Below are 11,661 nucleotides of genomic sequence, written 5' to 3' on the forward strand. Positions count from 1 at the left end.
CGGGCCCCACACCCCCACCGCCCCCCAGGACCCCTCACCCCCCCCAACCCCCCCGACGGCGGGGCGGGCCCCCCCAGCCCGCCCCCCCGCCGGGCGGCGCGTGCGCTCCTCCCGGGCGGCTGTGCCGGGTCAGGCCCGGCTCCGGGTTCAGAAGGTCAGCTTGAAGCTGTTGATCTTGCCGGTGTCGCCCGAGTAGACGTCCTGGACCTTGAGCTTCCAGGTGCCGTTGGCCACCTCGGACGAGGCGTTGACCGTGTAGGTCGTCTGGACGTTGTCCGCAGAGTCGAAGGCCGAGTTCTTCAGCCGGTAGGCCGTGCCGTCAGGGGCGACGAGGTCGATGACCAGGTCACCGCGGTAGGTGTGGGTGATGTCCACGCCGACCTTGAGGGTGCTGGGCGCGTTGCCCGTGACGCCGGTGACGTTGACCGAGCTGGTGATCGCCGCGCCCGCGTCCGGGATGGCGACGGGGGTGGAGTTCTCGAAGACCGTGCCGCCGGGGTCGGTGCCGCCACCGGGGCGCGGGCCGACGTTGATGCCGGCCCAGGCGTCGGCGACGGACTTGTACTCGGCGCTGGACGTGCCGTACAGCTCACCGGCCGCGGCGAGGGTGCCGGTGCGGGCCGCCGCGTAGTTCGTCGAGGACGTGAACTTGGTGGTGAGCGCCTTGAACCAGATCAGCGCGGCCTTGTCGCGGCCGATGCCGGTCACCGGCAGACCGTCGGAGGTCGGGGAGTCGTAGGAGACGCCGTTGATGACCTTGGCGCCGCTGCCCTCGGAGAGCAGGTAGAAGAAGTGGTTCGCCGGGCCCGAGGAGTAGTGGACGTCGATGTTGCCGATGCCCGAGTACCACGAGTCCTTGGACGCACCGTCCTTGCTCGGCTTGTCCTGGTAGCGCAGCGGGGTGCCGTCGCCGTTGATGTCGATCTTCTCACCGATGAGGTAGTCGCCCTTGTCGGTGGAGTTGTTGGCGTAGAACTCGACCGCGCTGGCGAAGATGTCGCTGGTCGCCTCGTTGAGGCCGCCGGACTCACCGCTGTAGACCAGTTTGGCGGTGGCGGCGGTGACACCGTGCGTCATCTCGTGCGCGGCCACGTCGAGGGAGGTCAGCGGCGCGGCGTTGCCGCTGCCGTCGCCGTACGTCATGCAGAAGCAGCTGTCCTGCCAGAAGGCGTTGACGTAGTTGTTGCCGTAGTGGACGCGGGAGTACGCGCCGACGCCGTCGCCCCGGATACCGGTGCGGCCCTGCACGTTCTTGTAGTAGTCCCAGGTCTCGGCCGCGCCGTAGTGGGCGTCCGCCGCGGCGGTCTCGGCGTTCTGCGGGGTGCCGTCGCCCCAGACGTCGTCGGAGCCGGAGAACAGCGTCCCGGTGCCGGAGGTGCCGTGGTTCAGGTTGTACGTCTTGTGGTTGCCGCGGCCCGTGTCGGTCAGCGTGTACGACGGTGCGGTGCCGAGGGTGACCTGGCCGCTGTACTGGGTGTTGCCGGTGCCGTTCTCGATGCCCTGCCACTCGTACAGCTTCGCGCCGGTGGTGGCGTCGGTGATGACGTGCAGCTCGTTCGGGGTGCCGTCGTCCTGGAGGCCGCCGACGACGGTCTCGTAGGCGAGCTGCGGCTTGCCCTGCGCCATCCAGACCACCTTGCGGGGCGCCCGGTCGGCCTCGGTCTTCTTGGAGCCGTCGGCCTTGGCGAGCCCGAGCGCCTGCTTCTCGGCCACGGCGGGTGCGACGTCGGCCGTCGTGTCCACGGCCTTCAGCTGGGAGCTGGAGACCTTGGACGCCTTGGAGACGCTCTCGGTCGCCCCGGCCTTGGACTCCTGGACGATCAGGTCGCCGCCGAGCACCGGAAGTCCGGCGAAGGTGCGCTCGTAACGCGTGTGCGTGGTGCCGTCGTTGTCCTGGATGACATCCCGGACGACGAGCTTCTCCTGAGAGCCGAGATCGAGCTCCTTGGCCGTGGCCGCCTTGCTGGCGTTGGCCTCACGGATCAGCTCGGCACGCTTGGCGGGGGTGAGCTGCTTGGCCAGGGCACCGCGGTCGGCGCCGGCGGCCGCCGACGCTGCCGCGGTGGTGCTGTCGGGGCTGGCAGTTGCCGTACCGGTCTGGACTCCGACGGCGAGGAGGGCTGCTGCGGCTATCAGAGCGCCGGTCGCGGTGGCACGACGGCTGGGCGTGGATCTCACGCGGACTCCTTCTGCGAGGGGGGTACCAGCGGCCGGTGAGTCCGGCCGGGGCGAACGAGAAGTGCGCAGAACGGGGTGAAGAGTGTCAGCCGGAGGGTGGTTCTGTCAGGACCGCGTCAACAATTTGGCCGGAAGTCGTTCGTTGCCGTAAAGGTCATGTTCGTTAACCGGACGTTTCGCCGATCGATGCCGGGGTGCCGTAAAGGGGCCCGCGCGGGCCGAATCCGAAGCGCGGGGCGGGATCGGGCGCGGGGCGACCGTATTCGAACACCGGGTTGGGTGGCGGGTGGTCGTCATTGGCTGAGATGGTGCCGGGATATGGCTGATTTCTTTCCTTGCGCTCGGGGCTGGGCAGTTTCGGCCCGGTGCCCGCACACCAACCGGAGTCGCAGGGCGGCGACTTCAAGCCCCGGCCGTCGAGGGCGCTACGCGCGGAAGCAAGTGGAACGCCCCGCCTCCCGGTATGCGGAAGAATCCACTCCGTGCGCCCGTGCGCCCGTGTGCTGACGCGGAGTACGGGTCGGCGATCTGGTGCCCCGCGGACAGCCCGCCGCGTCGCCGCCCGGCACCGTGCGCGGGGTACCGCCGTGATGTGTGGTGGCGGGAGAACCCGGGCATGTTCCAGCGGGGGTGGTGCCATGCGGGTGCGTGATGCCGGGGGCGGGGGCGAGTACTGGGATCAGGCCCACCCCGTTCTGGAGATCCTGCGGGCCCGGCGTGCTTCCGGGAGCCTTCCGGGGCGGCGCGACGACGGCGCGCGCGTGGCCCTCGCCGTGGAGGGCGGCGGCATGCGTGGGGTGATCTCGGCGGCGATGCTGTCCCAACTGGAGGACTACGGCTACAAGAACGCCTTCGACGTGGTGTACGGCTGCTCATCGGGCGGCATCAACGGCGCCTACTTCCTCGCCGGGGAGACCTGGTACCCCCTGTCGATCTACTACGACGACCTGGCGACCAAACAGTTCGTCGACTTCTCCCGGGTGTTGCGGCGGCGGCCGATCCTGGACCTGGCGTACTCCTTCGACCGCGTCATGGAACGGGTCAAGCCCCTTGACTACGAGGCGGTCATCAGGTCGCCGATACCGCTGGTCGTGCCGGTCACCGACGTCGACGCCCTGCGGACCGTCGTCCTGCGGGACTTCGCCACCCGCCAGGAGCTCAAGGCCGCGCTGCGCGCCTCCGCCTGGCTGCCCATCGCCCTGCCCGGCACGGTCCCGACGCCCGACGGACGGCGCGCCGTCGACGGCGGGGTGCTCACCGCCCTGCCGTTCCGGCTCGCGGTCGACGACGGCTGCACGCACATCCTCTCCCTCAGCACGCGCCCGATGCGGTCGACGAACGGCGGGCTTTCCCTGCTGCACCGCCTCACCGGCATGCACCTGGAGCGGATGCGTAGCGGTCTCGGTCACGGCTACCTGGCGGCGATCCGCCGGAAACACACGGACCAGGACTGGCTGCGCCGGATGCGTACGGACCCGGCGGCCGCCGCGCCGTACGTCCTCGATCTGGCGCCGCTGCCCTGGATGCCGGAACTCAAGCGGCACGAGCTGGACCAGCGCCGGCTCCTCGACAACGCGCGGATGGCGTACGGGATCGCCTTCTGCGCCACCGAGGGCCGGTCCGTCGAGCTGATCCGCCGCGGAAGCATCCGTGCCATGCCGAGACTGATGGTGGTGGACACCGCGAATGGAGAACCGAGGCGCGACACCGGACCTGCTGGTCGCGGCCCTGCGCGAGCTGACGGGATATAGCGACCGGCACCTGGCACGGTTACGGGACCTGCTGGAGCTGCCCGACGCCGACGGAGAGCCGGAGACCACCCGTCAACGGGCCCGCCGCCTCGCGACGTGGCGGCGCCTGCTCCAGGACATTCCGCTGGACGAGCGGACCTTCGACGACCGGTTCGGGCCCGGCGGCCGACAGGACGTGATCACCGGCCTGACCGCCTGGTGCCTCGGATACCGTGCGCGGAGCGAACGGCTTCGGACGAGCCACGCCGAACTGTTCGGCTTCGTCGGCCTGCACCTGCTGACCCTGATCGGCCTCGCCGAATCCGAGGCCCAGCGCTCGCTCGCGCAGCCGTCGCCCGACCCCGGCCACGGCGACGGCCGGGCCCTGACACACGACTGCGGCGCCGTCTGCGACGTGCTCGCCACCGAGGACGCGGTCGCGGACGCCATCGCCGAGATCTACCATCCGCGGCCACGTCCCGGACGCCGTCGCGCGGACGCCGCCGCGGAACCGGCCGAGCGCGAATGGCGGGCGATACGAAGGGAGTTGCGGTTCCACCGGCACGGCAGCACCTCGGTGATCCTGCGGGGCACCACGGCGGGAGCCGTGCACGGGGCCCGTCCGGAGTTCGCCCTCAAGCTGATCCTGTACCCGTTCACCAGGATCCCGACCCTCACCCGCGCCACGCACGAGTACGCCGAGACGTACGGCACCGCCGACACCGGCTCACGGCATCTGGTGCGCGTCTGGGCCAGCTTCGACAGCTGGATCCTGATGGACTTCATCGAGGGCAGGACGCTCGCCGAACTCCTCCGCGAGGAAGGGGATCCGGAACCGTCCGGGGCGGGCCAGGCACGCTCCCTCCGGCTCGACCGGCTCCGGGAGAAGGGGGTGCTGCTCTTCGAGGCGCTGGAGGACCTGCAACGCGTCGCACGGGACGCCCCCGCGCACGGCCGCCTCAAGGGCGTGCACGCCGACCTCTCGCCGTCCAACATCATCGTGTCCGACGCCGACAGCGCGTTCAGACTCGTCGACCTCGGACGCAACTACCTCTACACCCACACCATCACCGGCACACCCGGCATCGAGTCCTCCTACATCGCCCCGGAGATCAGGGCGGGCGACAGCGAGATCGCACGCGCCGACCTCTACTCGCTCGGCCGGCTGCTGATCCTCTTCGGCACCGGCCGCGCCGACACCGACGGCTTGGTCCCGGACATCTTCTATATGCGCGCCGTGCAACTGGCCCGCTTCATCGAGGACCTGATCGACGCCAATCCGGCACGCCGACTCATCGTCTTCGGCACCGGAACGGAACAGGAGTTCTCCTTCGCTGAGTTGAAGAACTCCTTCCTCGCCGAGCTGGAGATGGTACAGGCCGCCGAGAACGGCGAGTCCGAACTGCGGGCCGAGACCGGCTGGCGAGCGCTGCCCGGCCTGCTGCGCCCGCTGGCCGGGGGCCCGGGCCGGGAATGGCGGCTGTGGCGGATGCACCGGCAGCAGAGCGCCCGCCCCGACGCGCACCGCAGCCCCTTCGCCAACTGGCTGCTCGTCTGGGCGATGGTATCCGCGCTGATCTGGGCGGTCACGAACACCACCGTCATCACTTGGCTGCTGCGGGACTTCGACCTCGACTGGGGCAACAAGCTGGTGGAACTGGTGCAGCACCTCGACGGAGGGAGCGATGGGCTCCCGATCGTCGACTCGTGGCGGCACGCCGACTACCGACTGCCTGACTGGCGGGCCAACCTCCCGGCCCGGATGGTCGGGCTGTCCTACGCCATCGCGGCACCGAAGTACTACCAGACACTGTTCTCCGGTCTCACCCCGCTCACCATCGGTTGGCGGGCCGGCGCGCTGAGCCGGCTGGCCCTGGCGACCGAGGTGGTCATGCGGGTCATGGCCGTCGTGCCCTGTCTGCTCGTCCTGGCGATCACCCTGGTCGAACCCCGCTGGTGGCCCCTCAACTCCGCGATCGGGCAGTGCCTGACCTGGCTGGCGAACTTCCTGACCCTCGCCTACGTCCGTGCCGTCATCGCCCGTTCACGTCGGCTCGGGCTCAGTACGCTCCCGAGCGACGACGGCAAGATCACCGGGCTCTCCGCGTTCACCCAGTGGGTGCCGACCTCGCTCTTCTACGCCACGGCCGTGCTCACCGTCGGCACCTTCCTGTACCTGGAGATACTGCATGACGTCTACGTGTACGCGCTGGCTGTGACCTCGACCAACGTCTTCCTCTTCTACGTCATCAAGTGCGGGATCGGCGGCCCGACGGTACGGGTGGCGATGGTCCGCACCTGCCTGGCCGCCGAACGCGTGGCCCGATGCCGGTAGTGGCCATGCGGACGGCGACGGGGTGCCGTGGTGACCGGATGCCGGTGGTGGTCGCGTGCTGGTGGCCGTCGGCCGCGCTCGACGGGGTTGCCGGTCGGTCTCCATTGCCCTGCTCCGGGGGACGGGGTCCGCACCGGTCGACGGAGCGGGGGGCGGCGCCCGCACCGAGGAGAAGCGACGGCCGCGGTGAAGCCCGCCGCCCTTCGTGCCGGGCCGGGCGCGTCAGCGCGTGGTCAGCACCATCCGGAAGCGGGCGGCGCCGGACATCATCTTCCCGTACGCCTCGTCGACCGCGTCCAGCGGCACGGTCTCGGTCATCGGGCGAATCCCGTGCAGGGCGCTGAACGCCAGGGTGTCCTGCACGTCCTGCGCGGTGCCCGACGGGTGGCCCCGGACGACCTTGCCGCTCATGAGCAGCTGGGCCGGGCTGATCCTCAGCGGCATGGGGTCCACACCGATGACCACCAGCTCACCACGCGGGGAGAGCCCCTCCACGGTCGCCGAGATCGCCTCGGAGTTGGCCGCGGTGGCCAGGACCACCCTGGCGCCGCCGAGGGCCCGCAGCGCGTCCGCGGCGGTGGTGCCCGCGGTGCTGTCGATGTAGTGGTGCGCGCCGAGCTCCTTGGCGAAGTCGGCCTTGGCGGCTCCGCGGGCGATGGCCACGGTCTCGAAGCCCATCGCGGCGGCGTACTGCACCCCCAGGTGACCGAGGCCGCCGATGCCGAGTACGGCGACCAGGTCACCCGGCCGGGCTGAACTGCGCCGCAGCCCGTTGAAGGTGGTCACTCCCGCGCAGCCCATGGGCGCCGCATCGGTTGCTTCCAGCGCGTCGGGGATCCGGGCCAGGGCGTCCACCGGCGCGATCACCGTCTCTGCATAGCCCCCGTCGTACGCCCATCCGGGGACCTTCAGGTTCAGGCACACCATGAAGTCGCCCTGCCTGCAAGGTGTGCAGTGGCCGCAGCTGCCGCCGAACCAGCCCACCGCCACACGGTCGCCCACCTGCCAGGCGCTCTGCGTTCCCTCACCGAGCTCCTCGATCCGCCCGGCGATCTCATGCCCGGGGACCAGCGGAAACCGTAGGTCCGGAAGCCCGCCGCTCACGAAAAGGGCGTCGCTGTGACAGACCCCGCAGGCCTCCACGGCCATCCGTACGTGGCAGGGGCCGGGCTGCGGCACGTCGCGCTCGACGATCTCGAACGGACCACCGGCGGTGGCGACCTGCGCGGCTCGATAGACGCTCATCTGGTTCTCTCCGGGATACGGGTGGACGGTCCCCGAATCAGCAGACCAGCTCCGGCCGGATCGCGCGCGCCGGGCGGTGCGGACGAGGGGCGGTCCCGCCGCGACCGCGCCCGCCGGCTCAGGAGGAAGGCGGCCGTTCGCCGTGCCAGGAGCGCCAGAGCGCGGCGTAGGCGCCGTCGGCCGCCACGAGCTCGTCGTGGGTGCCCAGTCCGGTGATCCGGCCGTCCTCCATCACGGCCACCCGGTCGGCGTCGTGAGCCGTCTGCAGGCGGTGTGCGACGGCGACCACGGTCCGGCCTTCGAGCACGGCGGCCAGCGCCCGCTCCGTGTGCCGGGCCGTCCTCGGGTCCAGGAGCGCGGTGGCCTCGTCGAGGATCGGCGTGTGCGGATCGGCCAGCACCACGCGCGCCAGGGCGAGCTGCTGTGCACGGGCGCCGTCCGGCAGCGCGGGCCACCGCCCCGGTTGCAGTCCGTCGTCGATGGCGCGGGACAGCAGGTACGGAGGCAGTGTCAGGCAGGCCATCCAGGCGCTGCCGAGCAGCGAACCTGCGGCGATCCGGTGGCGCTGACAGACGATCAGCCACCACAGGTACCGCATGGCGCTGCGGTGGTCCGGGGGTCGTACCGGGTGCAGTGAGCGATCCTTGATCCGGATCCCTCCCCGGGTTGGCAGCGGAACGTGGCCGCAGGTGCCTGCTCCACGGATCGTACGGACAGCGTGTACGTGCAGTCCGTGTCGGGGACGACGACGAGCAGCGGGGCGCCGGTCTTGATGTGTGCGTGGGCGGCGTGTTGGCTCTCGCGGTCCTCGTACCAGGCGCGGAGTTCCGCGAGGTGGCCGAGGCGCGGGTCGAGGCCGAGCCGGTCCACGATCCACAGCGCCTGTCCGCCGAGCCATCGCAGCGCGAGGACGGGGGAGATCGTCCGGAAGGTGCCCAGGACGTACCGCGCCGTTTCGTCGGCGCCGTACACGAGTCCTTCGGCGAGCGCCTCGCACTGGTAACTCGTCGGCTCAGGCTGTCCGTTCATGCCAGGTCGTCCATCCGCATCGCCAGTCACAGGATCCGCCCCTCGCTCCGGGCATTGCACCGAGCGAGCTCGGCCCGCAACCGCTCTATGGGGCTCGGCGGCCGCACGTTTACGGGCTCCGCCTCCCACTCCCTCCCACCGCAGACCGGCCGCAACGACCAGTACGGGCCGGCCACCCCTCGGAACTCCCCCACCTGGTCACGACGGGCTGGCGTCCACCAACAGCGTGCCGGGGGAGGGTACTTGTGGGGGGTTCTGCTCGTTCGGGGGGCCGTCTTTCGCAGACACGGGCCACTCCTCTCCGTAACGGTTTCGCTACCAAGGGGGCTCAGCGTGGCTTAGAGTCGAGGAGTCTTCAACTTGCGCCAATTGAGCGGAGAGACAGGACTCCTGGATGGTGAACCGCAAGGAGCTGGACCCCGATAAGTCGCCCGTTGCCCGCTTCGGGCAGCGTCTGCGCCAGTTACGCGACGAGCGCGGCTGGACACAGGACGAGCTGGCCGTACGCATGGGGTGCTCCGGAACGCATATTTCTGCCGTCGAAACTGGTCGGCGACCGCCAACTCCTCGCTTCTCAGCAAGTGCTGACAAGGCATTCGGAACGGGCGACCAACTCGAACGCCAGGGGCGGGCCGTTTGGAACACCGCGATACTTGAGGGGTTCCCGGAGTTCGTGGCGCACGAGGTGCGTGCCGCAGAGATCAGGCTCTTCGAGCTCGGCATCATTCCTGGCTTGCTCCAGACGCCGGAGTACGCCGCAGCCATCACCACGGGTGCCGTGCGACGCGGGGCGATCACGGAGCAGCAGGCAGAAGAGCGGCTGTCGCTCCTCGCTCGAAGGCAGGCGTCATTGCAGCGGACGCCCCCACCGCTGGTGTATGTGGTGCTCGACGAGAGCTGCATCAGACGTCCCGTGGGCGGCCCCGGAGTCATGGCGGAACAGGTGGACCGGCTTGTCGCGTTCGCCGCGCTGCCGTCAACCGTCGTGCAGGTGGCTCCGTTCGACCTCGGGGAGCGCAGGGCGTTCGATCTGCCCGTGACGCTGCTTACCCTTGCCGACCGGTCTCAGATCGCGTACACCGAGTCCGCACAACAGGGGCGCCTGGAGCGCGATATGAGGTTCGTGCAGCCTCTGGTAACGGCCTACCATCAGATGCAAGCCGAAGCGCTGTCCCAAGCAGCGTCCGTAGCCGTGATTGAGCAGGTACGAAAGGGCACCCCGTGACCACCGAATCCCCCCGCTGGTTCAAGTCCTCCTACAGCAGCAACGGCGGCCAGTGCATCGAGGTCGCCGCGAACCTCCTCGGTTCGCTCGGTGTGGTCCCCGTCCGTGACTCCAAGAACCCGGGCGGCCCGGTGCTGAACGCCTCCGCCGCCTCGTTCGCCTCTTTCGTGGCGGGCGTCAAGGCCGGAGAGTTCGGCGCGCACTGATCCCGGACGCGACCAAAGCCCCGCCACGCCCACGGAAACGTGGGGAACGTGGCGGGGCTTTGGCTATGGTTGCAGGCTGTTGCCGGTTTGCCGCGGTGGTTCGGGGGCATCTGGGACGCGATACGACCTCCGTGCTTCCCCCTGCTGGCGGCAACGAAAGGGCACCCCGTGACGACCGAATCCCCCCGTTGGTTCACGTCCTCCTACAGCGGCAACGGCGGCCAGTGCATCGAGGTCGCCGCCAACCTCATTGCCCCGCTCGGCGTGGTCCCCGTCCGCGACTCGAAGAACCCGAGCGGCCCGGTGCTGAACGCTTCCGCCGCCTCGTTCGCCTCCTTCGTGGCAGGTGTCAAGGCCGGAGAGTTCGGCACCGTCTGACGGCCCGGTTTCGCGCGTACTGATCCCGGACACGACGAAAGCCCCGCCACACCCCTGGAATCCGCCAGGAGCGTGGCGGGGTTGAGCACATCGAGATGCACGGCGAAGAGGCGACTGCGGAGCTCACCAGCCCGCTCGCCCCGGGTGACCCCCGGCGCTGGAGACGGTCATTTGCCGAATCGCCGTTCACGATTCGCGTACGAGCGAAGTGCGCGCAGGAAGTCCACGTGACGGAACGCCGGCCAGTAGCAGTCCACCCAGTGCATCTCGGCGTACGCGGACTGCCAGAGAAGGAAGCCGGACAGCCGCTGTTCTCCGGAGGTTCGGATGATGAAGTCGGTGTGGTCGGCTGTCGGCGAGTACAGATGCCGGGAAATGTCCTCGATGTCGAACCGTTCGACCAGTTCGGCAGGGTCGCCACCGGCAGCAATGTGTTCCTCGAAGGCGCTCTTCACCGCATCGACGATCTCCCGTCGGCCGCCGTAGCCGACCGCGACGTCCACCTTGAGCCCGCCGCGCCCGGTGGTCGCGGCGGCGGCCTCCTTGAGCACTTGGGCACTGTTACCAGGCAGCATGTCGAGCGAGCCGATCACCTGGACCTCCCAGGGACGGCCTGCGGCCGTGATGTCCCGGACGGTCTCTTCGATGATCTCGATCAGCGGGCCGAGCTGCTCGGCGGGGCGCCCGAGGTTGTCGTCGGAGAGCATGAAGAGGGTCACGTGCTCGATTCCGTCGGCAGTGCACCAGCCCAGGAACTCGGTCGTCTTGGCGCCGCCCGCCCGGTACCCCTCCCGGACGTCCGCGTGACCCGCCTGCCGAGCCCAGCGCCGATTGCCGTCGAGCATGATCCCGACATGCTGCGGGCGTGGCAGCCCCGCCAGGGTGGCGGCCAGTCGGCGCTCGTACACCGCCTCGATCGGCCGTCGGAGAAACAGCGGGAGCAGTCTCATGAACCATCTCAATCGCGTTGTGGATGCTCTTCGCGGACCCTACCAGGGGCTCTTCGATGAGCTCGGTGAGCATTCTGAATAGCCTTGCTGTGCCATCTACTTGGCCAGGAGCGCACGCCACGGTGGGTCTGTTTGGCGAGGGTATGCGCCGGCGAATGTTGACGCCCGCTCCGGGATGTGCGTGCTGACGGTCGGCGAGGTGTTCGACCAGCGTCAGGACGACGGCAAGGCGGTCGTGCTGCGACCCGAGCCGCCCGCCGGAGCGCGGGACTCGGTTCGCGAGGCCGTCGACCTGTGCCCTGCCGCAGCGATCGTCCTGTCGATCCCCGGTAGCCCTGATTCATAGGTGGTCGCCCATGGACGGTCTCCACCCGCCCCAGCGCGC

General features: G+C 69.8%; 10 protein-coding genes and 2 pseudogenes. 6 read left to right on the forward strand and 6 right to left on the reverse strand.

The features are described 5' to 3' along the window. Positions 1-147: 147 nt before the first annotated feature. Positions 148-2,178: a M4 family metallopeptidase gene (locus ABTZ94_RS02590; protein WP_351196720.1), complete on the reverse strand. Its 2,031-nt coding sequence runs from the start codon at positions 2,176-2,178 to the stop codon at positions 148-150. A 638-nt stretch (positions 2,179-2,816) separates the two neighbouring features. On the opposite strand from ABTZ94_RS02590, the gene ABTZ94_RS02595 reads away from it, so the two are divergent. Further along, positions 2,817-3,929, forward strand: coding sequence for a patatin-like phospholipase family protein (locus tag ABTZ94_RS02595; protein WP_351196722.1), 1,113 nt, complete (start codon positions 2,817-2,819; stop codon positions 3,927-3,929). Beyond that, the gene (locus tag ABTZ94_RS02600) at positions 3,865-6,243 is read left to right on the forward strand and encodes a protein kinase family protein (protein ID WP_351196724.1); all 2,379 of its coding nucleotides are present in this window, start codon (positions 3,865-3,867) and stop codon (positions 6,241-6,243) included. Before ABTZ94_RS02595 ends, ABTZ94_RS02600 begins: the two co-directional genes overlap by 65 nt. 222 nt (positions 6,244-6,465) lie before the next feature. Here ABTZ94_RS02600 and ABTZ94_RS02605 read toward each other — a convergent pair whose 3' ends face one another. The 4 genes and pseudogenes from ABTZ94_RS02605 to ABTZ94_RS02620 form a co-directional block, all read right to left on the reverse strand. Then, positions 6,466-7,488, reverse strand: coding sequence for an alcohol dehydrogenase (locus tag ABTZ94_RS02605; protein ID WP_351196726.1), 1,023 nt, complete (start codon positions 7,486-7,488; stop codon positions 6,466-6,468). 118 nt (positions 7,489-7,606) lie between these two features. Next, positions 7,607-7,969, reverse strand: a pseudogene (locus ABTZ94_RS02610) (ABC transporter ATP-binding protein); the annotation flags it as partial. A 95-nt stretch (positions 7,970-8,064) separates the two neighbouring features. After that, positions 8,065-8,517 carry a hypothetical protein gene (locus ABTZ94_RS02615; protein WP_351196727.1) on the reverse strand — a complete coding sequence of 151 codons (453 nt, stop codon included), beginning with the start codon at positions 8,515-8,517 and terminating at the stop codon, positions 8,065-8,067. Between the two features lie 26 nt (positions 8,518-8,543). Next, positions 8,544-8,805, reverse strand: a pseudogene (locus tag ABTZ94_RS02620) (hypothetical protein). Positions 8,806-8,911: 106 nt separating this feature from the next. On the opposite strand from ABTZ94_RS02620, the gene ABTZ94_RS02625 reads away from it, so the two are divergent. The 3 genes from ABTZ94_RS02625 to ABTZ94_RS02635 all read left to right on the forward strand — a co-directional run bounded on the left by ABTZ94_RS02625 (position 8,912) and on the right by ABTZ94_RS02635 (position 10,326). Next, the gene (locus ABTZ94_RS02625; protein WP_351196728.1) at positions 8,912-9,742 is read left to right on the forward strand and encodes a helix-turn-helix domain-containing protein; all 831 of its coding nucleotides are present in this window, start codon (positions 8,912-8,914) and stop codon (positions 9,740-9,742) included. Then, on the forward strand, positions 9,739-9,948 hold the full coding sequence (locus ABTZ94_RS02630) for a DUF397 domain-containing protein (protein WP_351196730.1): 210 nt from the start codon (positions 9,739-9,741) through the stop codon (positions 9,946-9,948). Before ABTZ94_RS02625 ends, ABTZ94_RS02630 begins: the two co-directional genes overlap by 4 nt. Positions 9,949-10,116: 168 nt before the next feature. Further along, a complete protein-coding gene (locus tag ABTZ94_RS02635) occupies positions 10,117-10,326 on the forward strand; it encodes a DUF397 domain-containing protein (protein WP_351196732.1) in 210 nt (69 codons plus the stop codon). Between the two features lie 167 nt (positions 10,327-10,493). Here ABTZ94_RS02635 and ABTZ94_RS02640 read toward each other — a convergent pair whose 3' ends face one another. Further along, complete coding sequence (locus ABTZ94_RS02640; RefSeq protein WP_351196734.1) at positions 10,494-11,276, reverse strand: isoprenyl transferase; 783 nt, start codon at positions 11,274-11,276, stop codon at positions 10,494-10,496. Positions 11,277-11,451: 175 nt separating this feature from the next. Between ABTZ94_RS02640 and ABTZ94_RS02645 the strand changes: the two genes are divergently transcribed. Next, complete coding sequence (locus tag ABTZ94_RS02645; RefSeq protein ID WP_351196736.1) at positions 11,452-11,622, forward strand: ferredoxin; 171 nt, start codon at positions 11,452-11,454, stop codon at positions 11,620-11,622. Positions 11,623-11,661 lie beyond the last annotated feature (39 nt).

It is taken from the genome of Streptomyces sp. NPDC002785 (assembly GCF_040295565.1).
Lineage (GTDB): Bacteria > Actinomycetota > Actinomycetes > Streptomycetales > Streptomycetaceae > Streptomyces.

Excerpts from the sequence above, each read along its gene's own strand:
- ABTZ94_RS02595 (WP_351196722.1), top strand. The coding sequence starts at position 2,817 with ATGCGGGTGCGTGATGCCGGGGGCGGGGGCGAGTACTGGGATCAGGCC.
- ABTZ94_RS02600 (WP_351196724.1), top strand. The coding sequence starts at position 3,865 with ATGGAGAACCGAGGCGCGACACCGGACCTGCTGGTCGCGGCCCTGCGC.
- ABTZ94_RS02605 (WP_351196726.1), bottom strand. The coding sequence starts at position 7,488 with ATGAGCGTCTATCGAGCCGCGCAGGTCGCCACCGCCGGTGGTCCGTTC.
- ABTZ94_RS02615 (WP_351196727.1), bottom strand. The coding sequence starts at position 8,517 with ATGAACGGACAGCCTGAGCCGACGAGTTACCAGTGCGAGGCGCTCGCC.
- ABTZ94_RS02625 (WP_351196728.1), top strand. The coding sequence starts at position 8,912 with ATGGTGAACCGCAAGGAGCTGGACCCCGATAAGTCGCCCGTTGCCCGC.
- ABTZ94_RS02640 (WP_351196734.1), bottom strand. The coding sequence starts at position 11,276 with ATGAGACTGCTCCCGCTGTTTCTCCGACGGCCGATCGAGGCGGTGTAC.
- ABTZ94_RS02645 (WP_351196736.1), top strand. The coding sequence starts at position 11,452 with ATGTGCGTGCTGACGGTCGGCGAGGTGTTCGACCAGCGTCAGGACGAC.